Source organism: Deltaproteobacteria bacterium, from assembly GCA_019309545.1.
GTDB lineage: Bacteria > Desulfobacterota > Desulfobaccia > Desulfobaccales > Desulfobaccaceae > Desulfobacca_B.
The window spans coordinates 1-21,183 of the sequence record JAFDGA010000022.1 but is presented as its reverse complement, the minus strand read 5'-3'; the positions used below and the strand labels follow the sequence as shown (position 1 = coordinate 21,183).

Below are 21,183 nucleotides of genomic sequence, written 5' to 3'. Positions count from 1 at the left end.
CCGTGTTATAAGGATTACTATGCATATTAACTCAATAGATTACCTCGGATGCCCGGCCTGCAATAACCGGCTTAGGTTAAAAGTTACAGAGCAGGATTGTTATGAAATAGTGCATGGTGTGCTGGAGTGCCTCTCCTGTAACCGGCATTTTGAGATCAAAGACGGCTTGCCTGATCTTACCTTTCCAGAATCGCTTGCGGATTTAGATCTCCAAAGCCAGTCAATGTATGACCGACGCGAAGATTCCAGCCATGGATCGAACCTTAGTTTGGCCAATGTCCGAGGATTTTTAGAAGCCCTGGGCAAGCTCGTCAGCCATAAAGGGCGATGTCCGTCCGAAGCCGGATTCGGCTCTTTGCTAAACTTCAAATTTCCTGATGCCATTAGATTTTTTGGTCTCGGCATCTGGGAGTTTGCTTTATGGGAAACCCGGGCTCGGAAGCAAATTATTGATCGATTGGAACTTAAAAAAAATGATACGGTCCTGGAAACTGGTGTGGGGACCGGGCAGAACCTGGCGATTATCGCCAAACAGATCGGCCCAGATGCACAACTGGATGGCATGGACCTCTCCTCTGAGAGCCTCAAGGTGGCACATTCAAAAATGCGGCGTAGGGGAATTCAGGTTGAACTAGTCCAGGGTAATGCTTCCTATTTACCATACCGCACTGCGACCTTTGATGCGGTCTTACACATGGGGGCCATGGACGTAATCGCGGACCAAAAGCGCGCCATTTCAGAAATGCATCGGGTGGCCAAGCCGGGAGCCAAAATAGTCATCAGCGATGAAGGGCTAGCCCCAGGTAAGGAAAAGACTTGGTTGGGTAAATGGATCTTGAATCTAAGCCCGGTCTTTGCATATAAGCCGCCCGTGGAGCAGGTGCCAGCGGGAATAGAAGGTTTCCAGGTTGATTGGGTCTGGCAGCGAACCTTCTGGGTTATGGAGTTCAGGAAAAAATAAAAAATTGTAGGCTATTTTATTAAATAATGTTTACTTTGGCTCGGTATATGCGAAGCGACAACTTAATGGGAGGGATAAATAAAATTGCTTAAAGCTAAATCTACAATCCCCATCGTCTTTCCGACTCTACATAATTTCGACGAAGTGGTTCACGAGTTCCGTCAGGCATGGGAAAGCGGGCAGGTTACCACGGGGACGTTCACCCGGCAATTTGAAATGGTGGTAGAAGAGAAGCTGGAAGTGCCGCACACTATCATGGTCCAATCTTGTACGGCTGGCTTAATGCTGGTCATGCGTGCCATGGAACTGAAGGGCGAGGTTATCCTGCCGGCCTTCAGCTGGACCGCCACCGCGCTGGCGGTGATATGGAATGGTCTTATCCCGGTTTTTGCAGAGATTACTCCTGGAGTTTGCACCCTTGATCCTGAGGCTGTGGCCAACGCTATCACCCCTCGCACCGCCGCAGTGATGCCGGTCAATGTCTTTGGCTGTCCGCCAAATTATGAGGCCTTTGCACAGTTAGCCCAAGATAACCACCTAGCCTTGCTGTATGACTCGGCCCAGGGGTTAGGCTCGAGATATCAGGGAGACCATAATACCTGGCATTATGCCGGAGGGTTTGGTGACGCCGAGGTCTTTTCCCTCAGTCCGACCAAGGTAGTCAGTGCCATGGAAGGAGGGTTGATAACTACTCGTAACGATAGACTAGCGCAGAAGCTGCGCCGGATGCGAGACTATGGCAAGACCGCTGATGGGGAGGATATTGCCTGGCTGGGACTTTCAGCCCGAATCCCCGAGATCAATGCCATTGTCGCTCGCTATAATTTCACCCACCTGGATGAGTTGGTGCGGCGTAGGCAGGAACTCATCCAGGCTTACAAAAAAACCTTAGGAGAACTAGCAGGGGTGTCTTACCAGACAATTCCCGCTAACTTTCAGTCCTCGTGGAATTATTTTACCCTATTTATTAATGCCCAGGAAGCACGGTATTCCCGAGACGAAGTTTATGACTACCTTAAAAAACAAGGCATCCAGGCCAAGAAATATTTCTATCCGGCCTTACATCAACAAAAAGTTTATCAGGAAATTGGGGGGTCATATCTCGGGAAGCTTCCGATAACTGAAACCGCGGCCGCCCAAGGACTGGCGTTACCCCTGTATTCCCATATGGAGATCGACACGGTTGCAAAAGTGGCGGAGTCATTGCGGGTAATCTTGAGATGAAGTCCCAGCACGCTATAACGTGGAAGTTTAAAAGATGGCTCGATCTAAGCCTCGCTTTCATTGGCTTAATGGTTTCCAGCCCATTATTCATATTGATTTCTATACTAATTCGCCTTGACTCTCCCGGACCGGTCTTTTTCCGCCAGGAACGGGTGGGTCAGAATGGTCAGATTTTCAGAGTGTGGAAATTCCGGACAATGGTCTGTAACGCAGAGTTTATCGGGCCATGTTACAGCTTTATTGAAAACGACCCCCGGATTACCTGGGTCGGAAAGGTTCTCAGGTACTTAAGCTTAGATGAGCTCCCCCAGCTTTTCAATATTATTAAAGGAGAGATGAGTCTTGTCGGTCCCCGCGCTACCTTGCCCTATCAGGCAGAACGTTACAACGACTTTCAAAAAAAACGTTTGGCGGTCAAACCCGGAATTACCGGTTGGGCACAGATAAACGGTCGCAATGACATCCCCTGGTCACAAAGATTTATTTATGATGTTTGGTATGTCGAGCATTGGTCCTTGATGCTAGATCTTAAGATAATTTTTAGTACTATTCCCATGGTACTGAGGCGTCAAGGAGTGAGGATGAATCAGAATGTGACTGAAGTGGAAGATTTCTGAACTAAAATGTCCAAAGTTTAACACATCCAAAGAGGAGTTTGCTAGATTGATGTCAAAGTTTATAAAAAATATTCCCAGTTTTTCACCGGCTGCAATACTGGCCGGAGACATTCCCGCGGTCGATTTTCATCTACATACGGTTTTCACGGATGGCGAAGATAATTTGGAAAGCTACGTCCGGTCAGCAGTGGAACAGGGATTGAGCGCTATCGCCTTCCCAGAACATGTGACCCTTGATGAGGCCAGGCTTAATGGCTGGTTCCTGGCTTTTCTAAAGGAAGTTGATCGATGTCGGGAGGTCTTTCCCGACATAAAGATCTTTAAAGGTGTTGAGGCCAGAGTAATTGACTTCCAGGGTAGATTAAATTTTCCAGAACATTATGCTGCTTCGGTGGACTTTGTCATGGGAGTGGTGCACCGTTATCCCGGAGTAGGTACAAATGTTGCAAACTATTCCAAGGAAATTACCCCGGACAAGGCGCGCCATCTGGAGTTAGAGGCGACTTTAGCGATTTTAGAAAATCCTCAAGTGTCGGTGATAGGTCACGTAGGCGGCGTATACCTCAAAAAATTCGGACTATTCCCCCTAGAGGATTTCGCGCGAGTTATACAAAAAGCGGCTCAACGAGGAGTCGCATTTGAGATCAACTCCAGGTACCATCAAGCAATCTGGAAAGAGTTGTTGGAGTTATGTGCTCAACACGGGGCGAGAGTAACCCTGGGATCTGATGCCCACAAAGTGGAACATCTCGGGGATATAAATCGACTGCTGGTTGGTCAGTTATGCATACAAAAAAAGTAACAGTTTTAGTGACCGGGGTTGGTTCACCCGGTGGGGTTACAATTGTTAAGGCCTTGCGACAATCGTCATTGGCTATACGCCTCATCTCGACCGACATGAACCCCCTTTCGGCTGGTTTTTTCTTGTCTGATGAGGCATATATTGTGCCCCCGGCATCTGATCCCACTTATATGGATAAATTGGTAAGCCTATGCGAGGATGAAAAAATTGATATTGCCTTCATTGGGTCAGAACCTGAACTTCGATTTTTAACCAATCATCTTGATGTGGTTGAGAACTATACTCGTACCTGTTTCGTGATCAGTGCCCCGGAGATCATGACCGCATGTATGGACAAATGGCAGATGACCGAGCTCCTTACCCGTCACGGTTTCCTTTGCCCTGAAACTACCCTTGCCAGTGATGAACACGGGGTCAAGGCCTTGGTCAACAAGTTCGGTTTCCCGCTTTTCCTCAAGCCGAGGCGCGCCTCCGGTTCTAAAGGCACGGTCTTGGTCCGCAATCAGCATGAGCTCAAATTCTTCCAACAATATTTAGAAGATGCAGTCGTCCAAGAGTGGCTCCCTGAGGAAAAAGAGGAATATACGGTGGGAATCTATGTCGACCGTAAGGGCAGAGTGGTCGGTAGCATTGTCAGCAAGCGGGAATTGACGGCGGGATTAACTTACCGCGCCATCTTTGCTGATTATCCGGAAATCTCTGACTACTGCGAAAAAGTAGCCGGCAAGTTAAGGCCGCTTGGTCCCTGTAATTTCCAACTAAGGCGGCACAAAGGCTGTCTCTCGATTTTCGAGATAAACCCCCGCTGCTCCTCTACCACTATAATGCGAGCCGTCATGGGCTTTAATGAACCGGAAATGGCCATCCGCGATTTAATCTTTCAGGAGGAACTGGAACAGCCACAGGTAAAATTAGGAATTGTCCTACGGTATTGGGATGAAGTGTATCTTAATCACACTGCTTTAGAATTACCGGCCTCAGGCTACGGCCGGCTGAGACGTCCGACTGCCTCCATAATTCAATGCCCAACAATTGAAAGTCAAGGGAAAAGCTCAGCTAAGCCATTGCAATGATAGGGCTTGGCAAATATGGCCATGATGTGGTTGCCAGCAGTTTCCCTGGAAATAGGAAAAAACGGCCTCCCTGCTGGCCAGGAGGAGTGGCAAAAGGCGTCTTAAAGGGTAATGATTATGTAATGGAGCGCAAGTTTCTTCATACCCAGCATATGCTTTTCCCCTCTGATAGATGGGAGCAGGGCTCAGAGTTTCACTTGATGTTATCCTGGCCCAGATCTGACTCACCTAAGCCTTGGGGGCAAAAGTATTCGTCTTATGGTTCTGGCCGGCAGGCCTTACAGACCTTGATAAGGTTTGGCCAGGCTCACCGCGGTTGGCAGCGCCTGTGGATACCAAGCTATTTCTGCCAAATTGTGGTGGCCGCTCTGCTAACCACAGGAATCGAGCTAAAATTATATCCTGATTCTCCCTGGAACTCGAAGCCCGACTTGGGCCAATTTGGATTCAGACCTGGGGATGTGTTGCTTCTGATGAATTTTTTCGGGCTGCGAGCCAGACCACCGATGCCGGAAATCGACCGCGGCTTAATTGAGATCATTGAAAATCACTCGCATGACCTTGGTTCAAAATGGGCCTGGAGCAGCGACGCTGACTGGTGTGTGGCCTCCCTGAGGAAGACCCTCCCCCTACCGGATGGGGGTATCCTCTGGTCACCAGCCGGACATTCACTCCCTCCGGCAGTGCCGCTTACGTCCGAGCACCAGGTTTCTTCATTAAAGAAGTTGGCCGCCATGACACTAAAGGCTCTGTATCTTAACGGTCATCCGATTGAGAAAGAAAAATTTCGGCATTTGGCGATCTTGGGGGAGGGGCATATCGGCACAGGTGAGCCATCAGGAATGCTAAAATGGACCTCCTGTCTATTTACGACTTTCCCAATGGAAATATGGCGACAACAAAGGCGCCTCAACCATCAGATACTTTCTGCCGGTTTGGCGGACCTACCATGGGTGGAGGTGCTGCAACCGGAGGATAACTTAACTACCTTTCCGTTTTCCGGGATTTTAGTTTTCGACTCCCCCGAGCGGCGAGCCCGGGTGCGCCAAAAATTAATGGCGGCGCAGGTTTATCCTGCTATTCTTTGGCCCCTAGATGAACCGGTGGTCAAGGGAATATCTCCTGAAGATTTAGATTTTAGTCAACGGATGCTCTCGATCCATTGTGACCTGCGGTATGGCAGGGCTGACATGGAATATGTTAGTTACCTTATCCGCGAGTATGGTAATGGCTAAAGGTAAACCCTTGTCCAGGTGTTGGCCTCCAAATCATTATAATTCAGTAAAAGCAAGAGTAAGTTATCCAAGGTTGGAAGATATTATTCTTAATATGTAACAAGGAGAACCGGTGCAATGACCTTTGCTAAAAATTGGGAACATGGTTCGCATTTCCATTTGCTTACCTCTTGGCCTAGTACTGTCTCACCCATGCCTTGGGGGGATAACCATTCGCTTTACGGTTCAGGACGGCAGGCGTTACGGGCATTGATGGAATATGGCCGCGCTAACCGCGGTTGGCGACGACTCTGGGTTCCCAGCTATTTCTGCCAAGCCTGTATCTTCTGTTTCACTCCCTTAATGGAGGTGAAATTATATCCTGACCACCCATGGGAGTCCGGGCCTCAATTAGACAAAATCGAACCGAAACCGGGTGATGTCTTATTCGTGACCAATCTATTCGGACTGCGCGCCAAACCTGACATGGGGGCACTTGACCGCAGCCAGATGGAAGTGGTCGAAGACCACTTCCATGACCCCTGCTCGAAATGGGCCTGGACCAGCGACGCCGACTGGTGTGTGGTCCACCTCCGGAAGACCCTTCCGGTACCTGACGGAGGGCTCTTATGGTCACCGGCCGGCCATCCCCTGCCTCCCGCCTTGCCGGTAACTCCTGAGCACCAAGTCGTTGCCCTGGAGAAATTAGCTGCCATGGCGCTTAAGACTTTGTATCTGGAAGATTACCCGATTGAGAAGGATAACTTTCGCGGTCTGGCGGTTTCCGGCGAGGATTCGCTGCGCACTGGCTGCGCCATCGGTAAAGTATCGGGGATGACGAGTTGGTCAGCCAATGTTTTTCCAACTTTTCCAATAGAAATCTGGCGAGAACGTCGACGCCGGAACCATGGAATAGTCTCGGCCGGATTGGCGGATTTACCCTGGGTTAAAGTGTTGCAACCGGTAACCGACGCGGACACCTGTCCTTATGCCGCAATTCTGGTGGTGGACTCCCCCGAGCGGCGATCCCACCTAAGCCAAAAATTAATCGCGGCCAGAATCTATCCTACTATCCTGTGGCCCTTTGAGGAGTCGGCCACCAAGGAAATCCCTCAAGTGGATATTGATTTCAGTCAGCGAATGCTCACCATTCATTGTGACCTGCGTTATACTGAGGCTGACATGGAATACGTTATTGCACTCATCCGTAAGTATGGTGAGGAATACAGTGATTAAACCGACCCGGCTGACTGGGTATTAAAACTCCATGGAGCGTTAAGATCAGCTATAAACCCTGTACCTGTCCTTGCGGTAAGGATGATTTAAGCCCTTTCCCTGGCTAATTATTAGCCGGCGAGTTTGGTTTAGGGTCATGGCAGACCTTAACGCTCAAAGAAGCATTCCTTGGGGAACTTGATATAATGTTCTATGAAATACTTACTTGGGAAGATGTCCCCATGAGGCAGAAATGGGAAGCTCTTTGTAATCTTTTAGGCTGTGATATATTCTTTACGCCAGAATATGCCTATCTCTGGGAACTCAATGGGGATGGTCAGGCCACTTGTTTTGTATATTACGAAACAGATAAGGATTTCGTATTAAATCCTTTTCTAACGAGACAGATTAATAATATACCTATTTTTAATGATCTTCCCAACAATATCGTAGATATAATCACACCTTATGGCTACGGCGGGTATTTACGCAGCAGTGAAAGAGTTAATATGGACGCCTTTTTTGATATATTTAATCAATATTGCAAGGAAAACTGCATCGTTTCAGAATTTATACGCTTCAATCCGGTTTTAAAAAATCATTCTTACACCCCCAAAAAGGTATTCATTCAACACTGGAATGACACTGTCGTAATTGATCTTACCTTAAGTATAGCTGGTTTATGGAAGCAGCTTACCAAGGGCTGCCGTGCCGCAGTAAAAAAAGCACAAAAAAACAAGGTAATTATAGTAAATGATGAAAAATTTGCAAATTTAGATGCTTTTTATAACCTCTACTATGCCACTATGGATAGAGTTAATGCCCATAAATATTATTTTTTTTCCAAAGACTGGTTTAAGGCTATGGTTAAGTTACTAAATAATAATATGGCCTTATTTCATGGTATATACCAGAATGAGATAATTGCTTCGTCGATTTTTCTATTTACAGATACTGTTATACATTACTTTCTTGCTGGTTCAAGTTATGAAATGCGCCATCTGGCTGCTAATAATCTCTTACTTTTCGAGGTAGCGCTTTGGGCCAAGAGTCGTGGCATAAAATATTTCCATCTAGGGGGCGGATATCAGCCTAATGATACTTTGTTCAAGTTCAAGGCCTCTTTTTCCCCGTGCCAAACTCACTATTACATAGGTAAGGTTATTCACGACACAAAGTATTATCAATTCTTAAAAACCCGAAGGCTGGCTGCCGGGGGTAACTCTGCCAACGATTCAGATTTTTTCCCGGAGTATCGGGTGCCGATCCGAGTGTTCTATGAATCTATATAATGGACCCCAAAATTTAAACAGTGTATTAAGGCACAGGTAGGGATCGGAAAGGGGTTCAAAAATGCAAACTTTACGGTCCGAGCATACCGGCCAGCGGCCAACTGGTCTTGGACTACAAGATTCTGCCACTAACATTATATAAGAACTTATGTTCACAATTGTCACCCCCCGCTGTGACATAAACTAACCGATTTTTTGTCTTGACAATGAGGGCCACCATAGATGTTTTGCCGGATTTCAGGACCGTCTTTGCAAAGACCTCAGACTTTATCCCTATGAAACAGACATTAGAAACGCCCGATGCCTGAAAAAAGTACTACAGAGGATAGCTCTTTGACTTGAACAGCTAAAGAGAAGAAATTAACAAATGCCGGGGACCTTTATCATTTCATTCGATTGTGAAGGCAAATGGGGTATTTCCCATCATCTTTCCGATGGTCTGCGGGTCGCTTTAACAAACGCAAACCTGAATAAAACGTATGAGCACTTGCTTGAGCTCTTGGATCGCCACAACATCAAAGCGACCTTTGCATTTGTCGGTGCTTTTACTATGTCAATAGAAGAATATTTTGCCCATCAGGACCTCTTTGCGGATGTATGGTTAAATGGGAAATCATGGTTGGAAAGCTTCAAACAAGAGGCAGCCTTGCAATGCTTCGAGGGCTGGTTAAATCCAACGGCGTTTAAGCTGGTTGCCCAAGAGAGCCAGCATGAAATTGCCGCCCATGGCTTTACCCATGTTCCCTTAATCGAGTTCTTTGTCAGCCGGGAGGAGTTCCTCCGGGAGATGGCGGCGTTGCAGCGAATTAGCAGCTTTAGAAATCGAGCGGAGATGACTTTTGTTTATCCCATTAATATGATCGGTTATACGGAAGAACTGAAACGGGCTGGGTTTATCGGTTATCGAGAGGTTTTCCTGAAACCTAATCTCTCCACCAACCGGTTGATAAAGTATTTCGACAAAATCCGAAATGTGTGCGTCGAGTTAAATGTCAAGCAACAATCCCAGCCCCATCCGCCAGCCGAGACTCTGGTGCGGATACCTTCAGGGTTTGTGCTAACCTGGCTGTATGGCTTAAAGAAGCAAATGCCGGCATCGCTGATTATTCAACGATGGAAAAACATTATTGCTGATGCAGTTAGCAATAACCGGGTGGTGCATCTATACACCCATCCTCATAATTTTATTACTGGCAACAGGATGTACGAGATCTTGGCAGAGATCTTGCACCTAATTGAACAACGGCAAAGGCGAGGCGAGATCATCAACTTAACTCAGAAAGAATATGTCAAAGCCATAACCCAGAAGACGATCAGTTTAAACGCTATGCCATTGACTCAAGGATTGTCATCCTGAACAGACCTGAGTGAAGTGCATCAGTGTCCGGCACAGAAATTGAGTAAAGGAATTTGGTTATTGGCCGAGGACGGAGGGCGTTTTTTAGGACAGATGATCTCCCAAAGGTTACGCCGCGGGTCATCTCGCCATATAAGCGGTGCAATAACTTGTGATAAACCTTTTCAAAAATAATGGCCGGACGTAGTTCATTGGCTTCTGTCAGGGTAGAGCGTTTCACCGCGGACTGGCCCAGGTGATACAGTTTTTTGACGTGTTGATTGAGACTAAACACCAAATCTCTGAGACTCTTGCGACTACTCAACTGAGCGCAGAGCATGGCGCCAAACTGTGACCAATATAAAAATTTTCTGGGTTTCGGACCTGCCCAGGAATGGGAGCAACGATATGGTCAAAACATGTCTCGGTACTAGTTGTAGCATTTGCCCCAAGATTGTGTCAAGATGTGCCATAGTCTCCATAACTCCTTTTGGTTATTCGCTTTTTCGCTAAAACATTATAACATAATTGGCAGTTATGGGGACTATTTTCTTAACTATTACTGGCACTTTTTAAGTATCGTTAACCGGACGGCACTGCGCTTACTGCTAAGTTTTTAAGACCTGATAGTTGGAGCAACCCAAGTATGACCATTGATATTTTGTTAAGTTAATAATGTATGAATATTTCAGCCCTCAAAGCAATAATTCCTCGAAAAGGGAGCTTTGCCGCTAATGTTCTAGTTCTAATAAGTGGGACAGCACTTGGACAGTTATTGGTAATTACAACTTCCCCAATTATTACTCGTATTTACAGTCCTAGTGATTTTGGCGTCTTTGCAGTATATGCGTCAATTTTATCAATTTTAGTAATTATTGTGTCATTACGCTATGAAATGGCCATTCCATTGCCTGATGACGACGGTACTGCAGCAAATATATTAGCTTTATCATCTATAATTGTATTACTTATTAGCTTATTAACGTTAGTGGTTATGTTCTTGTTAGGTACTGAACTTTGTTATATGGTTAATATGATGGTAATGAAGCCATTTTTATACCTGATACCGCTAGGTTTGTTAGGCGGCGGTTCATATCAAATACTTACTTACTGGGCAGTGAGAAAAGGGTCTTTTGTCCAGCTTGCCAGAACCAACGTTACCAGAAGTTTTGGACAGGTTAGCACTCAGATCGGAGTAGGACTATGGCATGAGGGTCTAATTGGGCTTCTAATTGGGGAAATAGTAGGACGGGCTAGTGGTAATAGCTTTCTTGCTCTCTCAATGTTTAAAAGGGATAAGGAACCGTTAAGAAAGATATCGTTTAAAGGGATGAGGTGGGCTGGCTGGCGGTATCGTAAGTTTCCAATTATAGCAACCGGTTCTGGTCTAATGAATGTCTTGGGATTACAATTGCCTACCATTTTGCTGGCTAGTTTTTATGGCCCCAAAGTGGCAGGATGGTTTATGCTCAGTCAGCGGATGATCGATGGGCCGATAGGGCTCTTAAGTCAGGCCAGTGCTAAGGTCTACCTGGGCGAAGCGGCAAGCATTTTCAGAGAGAAACCTCATAACTTAAAAAAACTGTTTCTGAAAATAGTCAATAAACTTTCTTTGCTGGCGCTCTTGCCTACCTTGATACTGGTTTTACTTGGTGCCCAAATATTCGGACTCTTTTTTGGGGCAGTATGGGAGGAAAGTGGTAAATATGTCCAGATCATGGCACCGATGTTTTTTCTTAAATTTGTCATGATTCCGCTTTCACAGACACTTTACGTTTTGGAAAAATTGGGTTGGCAAGTGTTCTGGGATGCAATGCGGTTAATACTGGTTGCAGGCGGCCTCTACCTCACCTACCAGGCCAAATGGTCTCCCCTGTTAGCTATTCTAGTATACAGTGTTATCATGTCGGTCATGTATATCATGCTGTTTTTTATAAACTTGCATGCCTTAGCTGTCCCAAAAGCAAAGACAGGAGGATAGCAAAATATAAATGAAAGTCCTTTATCTTACAAGCTACCCGATGGCAGGTCCTAAAAGTGGGGCGCGAGATCATGTAAAACAAATGGTTAAAGGCCTGGCAGATGAGGGCTTTGAAATTGAATTGCTCAGTCCACTCGAGTATAATTCCGGCCTCGCCTCTGTCATAAAGCGAAAATATCTGATGGCCAAGTTAACTCGAAAAGTGCTCAACGAGTTTCATCCCGATATAATTTATTACCGCTTTGGCAGTGGTGACATATTTAGTATTAAAGAGGTTGTCCGCCATAAGATTCCTTATGTGGTAGAGTTGAACACTAAAACTTTACCAGAATTTTGGGTACAACGCAGATTCGCTAATCTGGCCATCTGTTATGTTACTGAATCATGGATCTATAGTCATGCGGCTGGGATTGCCGCAGTTTCTGAAGAAATTTATCGCTACGCCGTCAGATCAGGCAAGAAAGAGAAGCCTTTCCTGCTGGCCAAGAATGGCGTCGATATCGATTCTTTTGTTTTTCACGGCTATAACCCATCCTTGCGTCAAGAATTTGATACCCCCCTTGACGCACCCCTCCTGGTTATGATTGGCGCTCTGGCTCCCTGGCATGGGATTGATATTCTGCTCCAATGCCTGGAAACCCCAGAGCTGCAAAATTTCTATTTGTGGCTTGTAGGAAATCTGCCGATTAGTGTGATTAAAAATATGGCCTCCAAAGAAGTGCTACCGCGAGTCCGCCTCATCCCCTGGCAACCTCCCGAAGATTTATCTCATACCCTTTCCGCCGCGGATATCGGTATTGGTGCCTTAGCCGGATATCGCAAAAATACGCAGGAAACCCAAGCATTAAAGACGAGGACTTATTTAGCCTGCGGCTTGCCTACCCTTCTGGGGCATAAAGATCCTATTTTAACTGAGGCGCAGCCCTTTATTGCAAATGGCAGTTATACGACCATTGCTCAGCTTTCCTTAGAGATAAAAGAATTTTATGAGCTTATCAGGGAAAATCGACATTCGCTTGGTGAGCAGGCGCGTCAGTTTGCTGAACAGCACCTATCGTGGAGGGTGGCGGCCAGGGAAACGGTTGAATTTTTGGAAGAGATCTGTTCATCAACCAAAGGAAAGTAGCTGGCCAGAATTAAGATGCTCATAAAAGGGAATTAAATGGTCTACCTAGCATTAACACTTAGTGCTTTGGTCCTGCTGAGCCTAACCGTTAAGTTATGGGGAAAAATTGTCTGGTTAGCGGTGCCGCTATTATTCCTCGGCTTTATCTATCTGATATTTCCACTGGTCTATTTTAAAATCTTAAACTTTGAGATTCCCTATTTCACCCTCCTTTTTATCCCGGCGTTTATTCATCTTCTGGCATTTCTTTGTAATCCCCGAATCCGGGAATCTTCGCCTGATTGGCTTATCATTGCATCGTTTGCCTGTTTTGTGGGCTATCTCTTGCTTTCTTTGTTATGGACTACGAATCTAGAATATGGAATTAGAAAATTCGAGATTTTCGGTATGCGAATATTTTTGCCGGTCATGATTATGCTTACTTCAAAAGTTCAGAGCCGTTCTTTAAATTATCTCGGCCTGGCCATTCAAATAATTGCTCTAATTGTTGCTGCGGAGTTACTATTTTGGAAGGATGATCTTAGCTCGGAAAGAGCCACTATATTGGGTTTGAATCCTATTGAAGTATCTCGAATGGGCGTCCTGGCCCTAGTTATTTCTTTGACTAACCTCTCTGGCCTGCGGGGAACTACTGGACTGGTTTCAAGAGGTCTTGTTATCGCTACGGCCATATTTATAATAATCATGACCGCGTCTCGGGGCCCGATTATTGGCTTGTTCTGTGGCTTATGTGTATCATGCTTGATGATGTTTTACCACAAGGGCAAATATATCATTAAATATGTTGCAATACTTATGATTACAGTAGTAATTGTTGTAACTCCTGTGGTCTTAAAGCCTGAGACCTCATATCGCTATCTTAATTTAATAACCGAGTCAAGTACTATAAAAACCGACGAAAATGTCTTAGGACGTATGTATTTGGGAAAGTTAGGGCTCAGGGTCTTTCAGAACAACCCTGTAGTGGGGAAAGGATTAGGCGGATATTTCGAACCTTTGGGAGGATCTTATGATCCAAAGGCCCCCGATAGGTATCCACATAATCTGATAATAGAAATTCTTGCAGAAGGAGGAATCGTTGGTCTAATCTTTATGGCCTTTCTATTCATCCAACTGTTCAAAAGAATAGTGGAAGTTGATAGATATAATTTCGGTGCAATATTTCTTTTTATCACGGCATTCTGTTTTGCCTTGGCAAGTCTGGACTTGTCCGGAAATACGGAATGGCTGATCATCGGCGTAGCGCTTAGCCGCTATAGCAATTTTCTGGCAAACGAAGCCTCTGTATTAATAAGAAAGACATAAACGATGACTAGAATTAAGCTTCTGCAGTTAAGTATCACCTTAGACTTAGGCGGGGCCGAGGAAATGATTAAATATTTGGCCCGCTATCTTGATAAAAAATTCTGCCAATTCATCGTCTTCGGAGAATATGGCCCTTTTATGTCCAAGATTATTCCTGCTGTGGAAGAGTTGGGGATTAAAACGGAATATCTCCCTGGTCTGAAAAGCGCATGGGGGGTGGTGAGAATCCCCAAACTCATTAAATTTATTAGGAAAAATAAAATAGATCTTATCCATGCCCATGGTTCAAGAGTTAATCTTTGGGGTTCCCTGGCTTCCCTGCTGACCGGAGTACCAATTATATTCACCGAGCCCAGTATTGATTTTTGGAGAGAAAATAATTTTTTGTACAAGCTGGTGGACATTCTTTCTATGAGAAGGAATAGTATAATCGTGGGAGTCACTCCCGCAGTGTGTGCCATGCTCGCCAAACAAGGCGTAAGGCCAGATAAAATTGTTTGTATAAATAATAGCGTCGATGTCAGCAGATTCAGCAGGCCGTTTAACACCTCACTCATAAAGACCAGCCTGGCTATTCCCGAGGGTGTAAAAATCATTGGCACAGTTGGTCGTCTGGTAGAACCCAAAGGCCATAAGTACCTTTTAGAAGCTGCAGCCCTAGTTACCAGAGAAATTCCTGAAGTGAGATTTATAATCGTGGGTGGAGGTCATCTGGAGGATATTTTAAAAAGCCAGGCAGCAGAACTTGGCCTCAATGGTAAGGTTATCTTCACCGGTTCGAGAACAGATATCCCAGAAATGTTAGCAATAATGGATATCTTTGTCATGTCTTCCATTAAAGAGGGCCTACCCATTGCCCTCCTGGAAGCAATGGCATCTGAAAAACCTATAGTGGCGACTAAAATAGCCGGAATACCCGATGTTATCAAAGATGGGGTGGAAGGGTTATTAATCCCACCAGGAAATCCAGGCATCCTTGCAGAAAAGATTACGTACCTTTTGAAAAATCCGGGACAGGCAAATAAATTAGCGGCAGTTGCTAAAAAAAACGTGTGTGATAACTATGATGTCAAAATCATGATTTCTAATTACCAAACTTTATACGCAAAAATACTTTCGAAATGAGGATATTATAGATGAATTGTACCGTTGTCGTTGATACGAAATTTTTTCTTTGCAATGGCCAACCGGCTGCACCGAGTATGACCTCTGAGCTTTTATGGGAAAGATATCTTCAGGTTTTTGATTCTATTACGGTAATCGGGCGGTTATTTGCTGTAGAATATCCTTCCGCTATTCCAATAGCAGGGCCGAGTGTATCGTTTTTTGCTTTACCTGGATATCTCGGTCCCTGGCAATATCTCTTGCGTCTCGTTGAACTTAAAAAAAGAATTCATTTGGCCTGTTCAATCCCCTCTGCCGTCATCCTGAGACAAGGTAACCTGGCTGAGCTAGTGTGGCAAGAGCTTCGCAACCAGAATCGCCCTTTTGCTGTCGAAGTAATAGCCGACCCTTACGATACTTTTTCGCCTGGTGCAATAAAACACTGTTTACGCCCGCTTTTGCGCTGGTGGGCTCCCTTGCAACTGAGACGTCTCTGCCGCGAGGCCAATGGAGCACTTTATGTCACGTCTCAGGCTCTCCAACGTCGTTATCCTTGCCCGGCCTATTCTGTGGGGGTGTCGGATGTCGAGCTCTCTGATGGCGCCTTTGTCTCCACACCCCGACCCCCACCCTCCACCCTAGAACCTTTTACTCTCATTCAGGTTGGGAGTTTAAACCAACTCTACAAGGGTCCCGATATATTAATCGACGCGGTCAGCAAATGCGCCAGCGCTGGTTTGGATATACATCTGGTCATTGTTGGTGATGGCAAGCATCGGTTAGATTTAGAAGCTCGAGCGGCAATGCAGGGATTAGGCAACCGGGTCCGGTTTCTTGGCAGGCTGCCGGCTGGAAAAGCGGTCCGGTTCCAGTTGGATCAGGCGGATCTCTTTGTCATGCCTTCCCGCATGGAAGGTTTGCCCCGCGCCCTGCTCGAGGCCATGGCCCGAGCCCTGCCGTGTATTGCCAGTAGAGTAGGCGGCATCCCAGAACTGCTTGCCCCCGAGGACCTGTTCCCTCCCAATGATGTCGACGCTCTGGCCCGCAAAATTTATGAGGTGGCAATCGATCCGGAACGCCAAGCTCTTATGTCCGCCCGTAACCTTAAAAAAGCTAAAGAGTACCATATCGATATTCTGTTACCCAAGCGGATCGCATTCTACCGCCATATAAAAGAGATGACCTCAGAATGGCTGCAAAACCAAAGAGACCACCGATGAGCAATGTTCTTGGTGATCAGTTAGACAAGGCTGTGAAGCTGGTTCATATTACTACCATCCCTGAATCCCTTGCCTTTTTTTTACGTGGTCAGGCTAATTATATGAGGCATCAGGGCCTTGAAGTTCATGGCGTTGCTTCGCCAGGCGAAGCCCTTCACCAAGCTGCACTCCAAGAAGGCATGATTGTTCACGGCATTGAAATGCAGCGCTACATTACTCCTTTAAAGGATCTGGTGGCGTTGGGCAAACTATATCGTCTTATCCGGCAATTAAAACCTACCATTGTCCATGCCCATACGCCCAAAGCAGGTTTTCTTGGAGTGCTGGCGGCGCGGCTGGCTGGCGTGCCCGTCGTGATTTATGGGATGCGTGGCTTACGATTTATAACCTCCAATGGTATCAAGCGGAAACTGCTTATGCTTTCAGAAACACTAGCCTGTCAAATGGCCCACCAGGTTATTGCCGTTAGTTTCTCGATTAAAAAAAGAGCACTAGCCTTAGGACTCTGTCAACCAGAGAAAATTCAGGTCATTAAATTCGGCAGCGGCAACGGGGTTGATGCCAAAGTCAAATTTAATCCCCAAAGATTACCAACTGGCACCAGAGAAGTGATCAGGGAGCGTTATCAGATTCCCAAAGAAGCTGTGGTCTTGGGTTTTGTGGGACGAATTGTAAAAGATAAGGGGATCATGGAATTAACCGAAGCCTGGCAAGCTTTAACCAATGAGTTTCCAGATCTTTTTCTCATTTTGATTGGTCAGGAAGAACCTCAAGATCCAGTACCAAGAGCAATATTGGATAGATTAAAAACTACTCCTAAAGTACGGTTTCTCGGTTGTCTTAGAGAGATGGCATCGGCTTATGCGGCTATGGATATTTTGGTACTGCCCACTTATCGGGAGGGTTTCCCCAATGTTCTGTTAGAGGCCGCGGCCATGGAGCTGCCGGTGGTCGCCACCCACGCGGATGGCAGCGTGGACGCCGTAATAGATGAGGTAACAGGTTTCTTGGTGCCCCCTCAAAATGGCCCGGCCTTGGCGGTAGTCCTAAGACAACTGTTGCTGAACCAAGAACTGCGAGAGCAGATGGGAAAGGCTGGCCGCCAGCGGGTCTTACACGATTACCGCCCTGAGAGTATTTGGCAGGCTCTATTCCAAAATTATATGGAGTTGTTGAAAACTAAACACCCAATTTCTCTCATAGCGCAACATTCTCCCTTACAAAAATATCTTTAGTAACTGTTTAAATATTAACCGTTAGCAAGAGTTAAATACCCCTCCCCGTTGCGGGGAGGGGAACGATTTTAACGAGTTTTACCGAGCCTTTTTTCCTAATCCTGGTAAACTACAGGACGGTCAACTAAAGAATAACATTTCCAATTTCCTTTTATAATATCGCTTGAGGCATTGATTCATACCCTGCTGATTGTTCCGAGAAACAACATTATCAACAAATATTCTGTTAGGATAATAACCACCGGAAGGATGGATATACAACCCTATAACCCCGGAATTGTCAATTAAGTGTCCATTGGTTATATTAATATCTTCACATTGCCCGTCTATGGCTAACGCAGTAGTTGTGCACTCCCGGATTGAAAAATTATATAAACTTATATTCTTGGCTACTGCGTCAATTGAGCCATGCCCCTTACCCATTATCGATATACCTTTTTGAGCACCAATAACTTCAATATTGAAAAGACACATAGTATAATCATCCGTAGTTTCTGCGTAAGGATTGTTATAAATCTCAAATCCTTGATAAGTCGAAACTGTCGGGCATCTTACCGATAGATTGGTGCCCAGTATGTCAGTTAGCTGACATGAAAAAGCAAAGCCGACTACATCAATTGTAGTACAGTTGGATAACCGGATTCGTTTGCCTTGGAGTTTAAACCCATGCTTGCGGCTGTTTAAAACAACACAGTTACTGAAAAATATATTGCGGCTGCATAGGTGGGCATAAAATCCAGCACCTTCCCATTTATTACCACCTGATTCATCAGCGCAGTTTACAGCACTACAGCCATCCAAAAATATGTATTCGCTCATATTGTTAAAATCCGGACCTGTTATAACCACACCAGCGTTATACTGTGATACATCCGTATGTCCACACTCATACAAATAACAACGACTAAGATGGCCATTAGTGCATTTTTTTAGATAAACCCCAACATCTGGAACATTGACAATTTCCAAATCGCATAGCCGAAAGAACTCGCATGTATCCAGATAGATGCAATCCATTCCTGTATATGTCTGGGTCGAAGCCTGGTTGTCGAGTGTCATACCTTCAATGGCAAAGGATGACACTGAGCCGCCGTAAATCAAACTGCTGACTGCTCCAGCATCCGCCTTCATTCGGATTCTGGTAGCATCCTGTCCGACTCCTTTAAGTAAAATATTTGATTTCAAGGTCAGCGGGCCGCTTATCTGATAAGTTCCCTTAGGCAGCCAAACTACACCCCCACCGGCATTGCCAGCCGCATCAATGGCGTTTTGGATCGCTGTTTTGTCATCTGTAACCCCATCACCTACTGCGCCATAGTCTCGTTTCACATCATACCAACTGTTAAAGCAAGTTCCGCCGCCTCCGGCAAGCCCTATGATCACGTCAACCTGCTCTTCAGCAGCATAATCGGTTACAGTTAGGGAACAGCCGGAGCCAGCATGAAAATTAATCCCTCGCCGGGTTCCTTTCAGAACGCCCTCCCGGAGCACCTTGAGGCGGGCATTGGCGTCTATGGCATCCTTGAATTCCAAGGCGGTCTCGCTGGCATTAATAACTGGAAGCTTGCCGGCCTGGCCAGAATATGAGTCGTGAGTGTCAGTCAGTCCGGCAAAAGTAGAAGCGCCGCTGCCAGATTCGACGAACTCCAGACCTGATTCATCAGTCTTAACCTTAAGTGCTTTCCCCGCCTGGCCGGTATAGGTTGCCGGGGCGTCGCGTAACTCGATAAACTTCTCAACTCCACTCCCAGTAGGCAAATTGCCGATCTGAACCTTCTTCTTGGCGTACTTTGCAGCGCTATCCTCAATGAGGATTACGTCCGTCTGCGCCGGGCTGGTTTTCTCGGCAAATTTTTTAAAGTCGTTAGAACCTCTTTTGAGTTGACGATGATTCGTCACCGAGCTCAAACCGATTTGAGCCTTGGTAACCCTGTGGGGGTTATTTGTATTGCTGGAATGATCATCCCACTCTAACCCGGTCTCGGCAGCATTAACCTTAAGTGCATTCCCCGCCTGGCCGGTATAGGTCGAAGGTGCGTCGCTTAACTCGAGAAATTTATCGACTCCGCCTCCACCACTGCCAACGGCAACCCAGCCAGTATTTCCCGTCCCACTATCCTTCAGATAGTACAGCGGGGCAGTCCCATTGCACTTGATATAACGGGACCCTGGCGGCGCAGTAACATTGCCTTCCGGAGTCTTCCAATCCGGGCTCCCCCACCAGGCAGAATAGATCTCGGTAACCCCGCCAAAAGCTACCTTTCCAGACCCGGCGAAGAACTGGTAAGGACCCGCAATAAGCCCACCATCGATATTTAATGTGACTCCCTCATGGACGTTGATGGTCGCGCCGCGCTCCACTCTTAGGGTTATATTGCTTGGAATGGTATAATCGCTGTCAATGGTATAAATTCCGGGGGGGATACCGAGGATGACCTTATCCGAGTCAATGGTTCTGACCGCATCCTGTATGGTGGGACGCCAAAATTGTTGCCTACCCATATTTCCTGAATTTCTCCCATCTCACAACCTCCAAAAACTATTAAAACCAATAAAAGGAGAATCCCTTGTCTTTGCATTTTTCATCCCTCTACAAAAATCTATAATTTTTCGTCCATTTTAGCCCTCCTTCAATCATTATACCAGTGCCTTCCGCCCATCCAAGTCGGGCTTAGCGGCCAGCGGATTGTTCAGAGGATTACAAAAAATCAGTTAAATTATCCAGCTAGGATGTGGACCCTGTCACTGGTATTAATCTGAGACCGTTGCAAAAAGGTTTAGTCCTCTCCCTCTCTTTTTGGGGTTGAAATAGGGGTCAGGACAGCTTGTAGAGTAGAGAGGGACCAAGCATTGTTTAGGTCACTGACTTCCAAAGTATCAGCCCTTTCGGACGGCGTGGCAAAAGGCCAGCAGACCATACACTGCTTGCCCCTCCCCCTCGTCAAACCGGACGTGCGGAGCTGCCGCATCCGGCTTACCGATGATCATTCAGCCATAGGCATTCGCAAGGAGTTGACGGCATTGAATTCACAGGTAGATAAGCCCTGCGGCCCGCAGTGCTTGATACAAGGAGGGGCCAGCAAGTTGCTTACATCGCCGTTGGCTCCGCGTCCTCAAAAAGTGACGCAGCCGGATTTGCACATACCAGTTCACCTGGCGGCAGGCCAGGCGGGGATGGCCAAAGCTGAAATAATTGCTCCAGCCGCACAGAAATCGGTTCAGTCTCCCGATCAGTGCCTCCAGAGGGGGGTGAACCCCACTACTGGTCATTTCCCGCAATCTCTCCCGTACCCGATTCATAGATTTGGCAGAAGGAACAATATTAAGGTACTTGCCGCGACCATACCGGTTCCGATCAAAGCGGGGGAGTGTTACCAAAAGATACACAATTATGCTATAATGCCTCCTGAACCCAATGAGGAGGTGGCCTATGGGACTTTCGTGCAAGAGATGCGGCAGTGCCTCGTTTGTTAAGCAT

At 46.3% G+C, this 21,183-nt stretch carries 18 protein-coding genes; 15 read left to right on the top strand and 3 right to left on the bottom strand.

Translation table 11 applies throughout. The features are described from left to right. Positions 1–19: 19 nt before the first annotated feature. The 9 genes from JRG72_08085 (at position 20) to JRG72_08045 (ending at position 9,755) form a co-directional block, all read left to right on the top strand. Positions 20–961 carry a methyltransferase domain-containing protein gene (locus JRG72_08085; GenBank protein ID MBW2135175.1) on the top strand — a complete coding sequence of 314 codons (942 nt, stop codon included), beginning with the start codon at positions 20–22 and terminating at the stop codon, positions 959–961. 84 nt (positions 962–1,045) lie between these two features. After that, the gene (locus JRG72_08080; GenBank protein ID MBW2135174.1) at positions 1,046–2,185 is read left to right on the top strand and encodes a DegT/DnrJ/EryC1/StrS family aminotransferase; all 1,140 of its coding nucleotides are present in this window, start codon (positions 1,046–1,048) and stop codon (positions 2,183–2,185) included. Then, complete coding sequence (locus JRG72_08075; protein ID MBW2135173.1) at positions 2,182–2,802, top strand: sugar transferase; 621 nt, start codon at positions 2,182–2,184, stop codon at positions 2,800–2,802. Before JRG72_08080 ends, JRG72_08075 begins: the two co-directional genes overlap by 4 nt. Before the next feature lie 49 nt (positions 2,803–2,851). Further along, on the top strand, positions 2,852–3,604 hold the full coding sequence (locus tag JRG72_08070) for a PHP domain-containing protein (protein ID MBW2135172.1): 753 nt from the start codon (positions 2,852–2,854) through the stop codon (positions 3,602–3,604). Next, positions 3,586–4,677, top strand: coding sequence for an ATP-grasp domain-containing protein (locus JRG72_08065; protein MBW2135171.1), 1,092 nt, complete (start codon positions 3,586–3,588; stop codon positions 4,675–4,677). Before JRG72_08070 ends, JRG72_08065 begins: the two co-directional genes overlap by 19 nt. 473 nt (positions 4,678–5,150) lie before the next feature. Continuing rightward, complete coding sequence (locus tag JRG72_08060) at positions 5,151–5,912, top strand: hypothetical protein (GenBank protein MBW2135170.1); 762 nt, start codon at positions 5,151–5,153, stop codon at positions 5,910–5,912. A gap of 117 nt (positions 5,913–6,029) precedes the next feature. Continuing rightward, positions 6,030–7,127 carry a hypothetical protein gene (locus tag JRG72_08055; GenBank protein MBW2135169.1) on the top strand — a complete coding sequence of 366 codons (1,098 nt, stop codon included), beginning with the start codon at positions 6,030–6,032 and terminating at the stop codon, positions 7,125–7,127. A 185-nt stretch (positions 7,128–7,312) separates the two neighbouring features. After that, positions 7,313–8,398, top strand: coding sequence for a GNAT family N-acetyltransferase (locus tag JRG72_08050; protein MBW2135168.1), 1,086 nt, complete (start codon positions 7,313–7,315; stop codon positions 8,396–8,398). A gap of 367 nt (positions 8,399–8,765) precedes the next feature. Beyond that, positions 8,766–9,755 carry a polysaccharide deacetylase family protein gene (locus tag JRG72_08045; GenBank protein MBW2135167.1) on the top strand — a complete coding sequence of 330 codons (990 nt, stop codon included), beginning with the start codon at positions 8,766–8,768 and terminating at the stop codon, positions 9,753–9,755. Here JRG72_08045 and JRG72_08040 read toward each other — a convergent pair. Continuing rightward, positions 9,724–10,074 carry a DUF4372 domain-containing protein gene (locus tag JRG72_08040; protein ID MBW2135166.1) on the bottom strand — a complete coding sequence of 117 codons (351 nt, stop codon included), beginning with the start codon at positions 10,072–10,074 and terminating at the stop codon, positions 9,724–9,726. The genes JRG72_08045 and JRG72_08040 overlap by 32 nt on opposite strands. Before the next feature lie 339 nt (positions 10,075–10,413). Here JRG72_08040 and JRG72_08035 point away from each other — a divergent pair, with 339 nt between their 5' ends. From JRG72_08035 to JRG72_08010, 6 genes are all read left to right on the top strand, one after another. Continuing rightward, entirely contained in the window at positions 10,414–11,715 is a 1,302-nt protein-coding gene (locus JRG72_08035) for an oligosaccharide flippase family protein (protein ID MBW2135165.1), read from the top strand. Positions 11,716–11,725: 10 nt separating this feature from the next. Then, positions 11,726–12,841, top strand: coding sequence for a glycosyltransferase (locus JRG72_08030; GenBank protein ID MBW2135164.1), 1,116 nt, complete (start codon positions 11,726–11,728; stop codon positions 12,839–12,841). 36 nt (positions 12,842–12,877) lie between these two features. Beyond that, positions 12,878–14,146: an O-antigen ligase family protein gene (locus JRG72_08025; GenBank protein ID MBW2135163.1), complete on the top strand. Its 1,269-nt coding sequence runs from the start codon at positions 12,878–12,880 to the stop codon at positions 14,144–14,146. Between the two features lie 3 nt (positions 14,147–14,149). Next, complete coding sequence (locus tag JRG72_08020) at positions 14,150–15,271, top strand: glycosyltransferase (GenBank protein MBW2135162.1); 1,122 nt, start codon at positions 14,150–14,152, stop codon at positions 15,269–15,271. Positions 15,272–15,600: 329 nt separating this feature from the next. Next, a complete protein-coding gene (locus JRG72_08015) occupies positions 15,601–16,470 on the top strand; it encodes a glycosyltransferase family 4 protein (GenBank protein MBW2135161.1) in 870 nt (289 codons plus the stop codon). Further along, positions 16,467–17,705 carry a glycosyltransferase family 4 protein gene (locus JRG72_08010; protein MBW2135160.1) on the top strand — a complete coding sequence of 413 codons (1,239 nt, stop codon included), beginning with the start codon at positions 16,467–16,469 and terminating at the stop codon, positions 17,703–17,705. The genes JRG72_08015 and JRG72_08010 overlap by 4 nt, the downstream gene beginning before the upstream one ends. Positions 17,706–17,825: 120 nt before the next feature. Here JRG72_08010 and JRG72_08005 read toward each other — a convergent pair whose 3' ends face one another. Then, a complete protein-coding gene (locus JRG72_08005) occupies positions 17,826–20,207 on the bottom strand; it encodes a hypothetical protein (GenBank protein MBW2135159.1) in 2,382 nt (793 codons plus the stop codon). A gap of 525 nt (positions 20,208–20,732) precedes the next feature. After that, positions 20,733–20,975 (bottom strand): hypothetical protein, encoded by a 243-nt coding sequence (locus tag JRG72_08000; protein MBW2135158.1) that lies wholly within the window; start codon positions 20,973–20,975, stop codon positions 20,733–20,735. Positions 20,976–21,183: the final 208 nt, after the last annotated feature.

Excerpts from the sequence above, each read along its gene's own strand:
- JRG72_08085 (MBW2135175.1), top strand. The coding sequence starts at position 20 with ATGCATATTAACTCAATAGATTACCTCGGATGCCCGGCCTGCAATAAC.
- JRG72_08075 (MBW2135173.1), top strand. The coding sequence starts at position 2,182 with ATGAAGTCCCAGCACGCTATAACGTGGAAGTTTAAAAGATGGCTCGAT.
- JRG72_08070 (MBW2135172.1), top strand. The coding sequence starts at position 2,852 with ATGTCAAAGTTTATAAAAAATATTCCCAGTTTTTCACCGGCTGCAATA.
- JRG72_08065 (MBW2135171.1), top strand. The coding sequence starts at position 3,586 with ATGCATACAAAAAAAGTAACAGTTTTAGTGACCGGGGTTGGTTCACCC.
- JRG72_08060 (MBW2135170.1), top strand. The coding sequence starts at position 5,151 with ATGAATTTTTTCGGGCTGCGAGCCAGACCACCGATGCCGGAAATCGAC.
- JRG72_08055 (MBW2135169.1), top strand. The coding sequence starts at position 6,030 with ATGACCTTTGCTAAAAATTGGGAACATGGTTCGCATTTCCATTTGCTT.
- JRG72_08050 (MBW2135168.1), top strand. The coding sequence starts at position 7,313 with ATGTTCTATGAAATACTTACTTGGGAAGATGTCCCCATGAGGCAGAAA.
- JRG72_08045 (MBW2135167.1), top strand. The coding sequence starts at position 8,766 with ATGCCGGGGACCTTTATCATTTCATTCGATTGTGAAGGCAAATGGGGT.
- JRG72_08040 (MBW2135166.1), bottom strand. The coding sequence starts at position 10,074 with ATGCTCTGCGCTCAGTTGAGTAGTCGCAAGAGTCTCAGAGATTTGGTG.
- JRG72_08035 (MBW2135165.1), top strand. The coding sequence starts at position 10,414 with ATGAATATTTCAGCCCTCAAAGCAATAATTCCTCGAAAAGGGAGCTTT.
- JRG72_08030 (MBW2135164.1), top strand. The coding sequence starts at position 11,726 with ATGAAAGTCCTTTATCTTACAAGCTACCCGATGGCAGGTCCTAAAAGT.
- JRG72_08025 (MBW2135163.1), top strand. The coding sequence starts at position 12,878 with ATGGTCTACCTAGCATTAACACTTAGTGCTTTGGTCCTGCTGAGCCTA.
- JRG72_08020 (MBW2135162.1), top strand. The coding sequence starts at position 14,150 with ATGACTAGAATTAAGCTTCTGCAGTTAAGTATCACCTTAGACTTAGGC.
- JRG72_08010 (MBW2135160.1), top strand. The coding sequence starts at position 16,467 with ATGAGCAATGTTCTTGGTGATCAGTTAGACAAGGCTGTGAAGCTGGTT.
- JRG72_08005 (MBW2135159.1), bottom strand. The coding sequence starts at position 20,207 with ATGGGTAGGCAACAATTTTGGCGTCCCACCATACAGGATGCGGTCAGA.
- JRG72_08000 (MBW2135158.1), bottom strand. The coding sequence starts at position 20,975 with ATGACCAGTAGTGGGGTTCACCCCCCTCTGGAGGCACTGATCGGGAGA.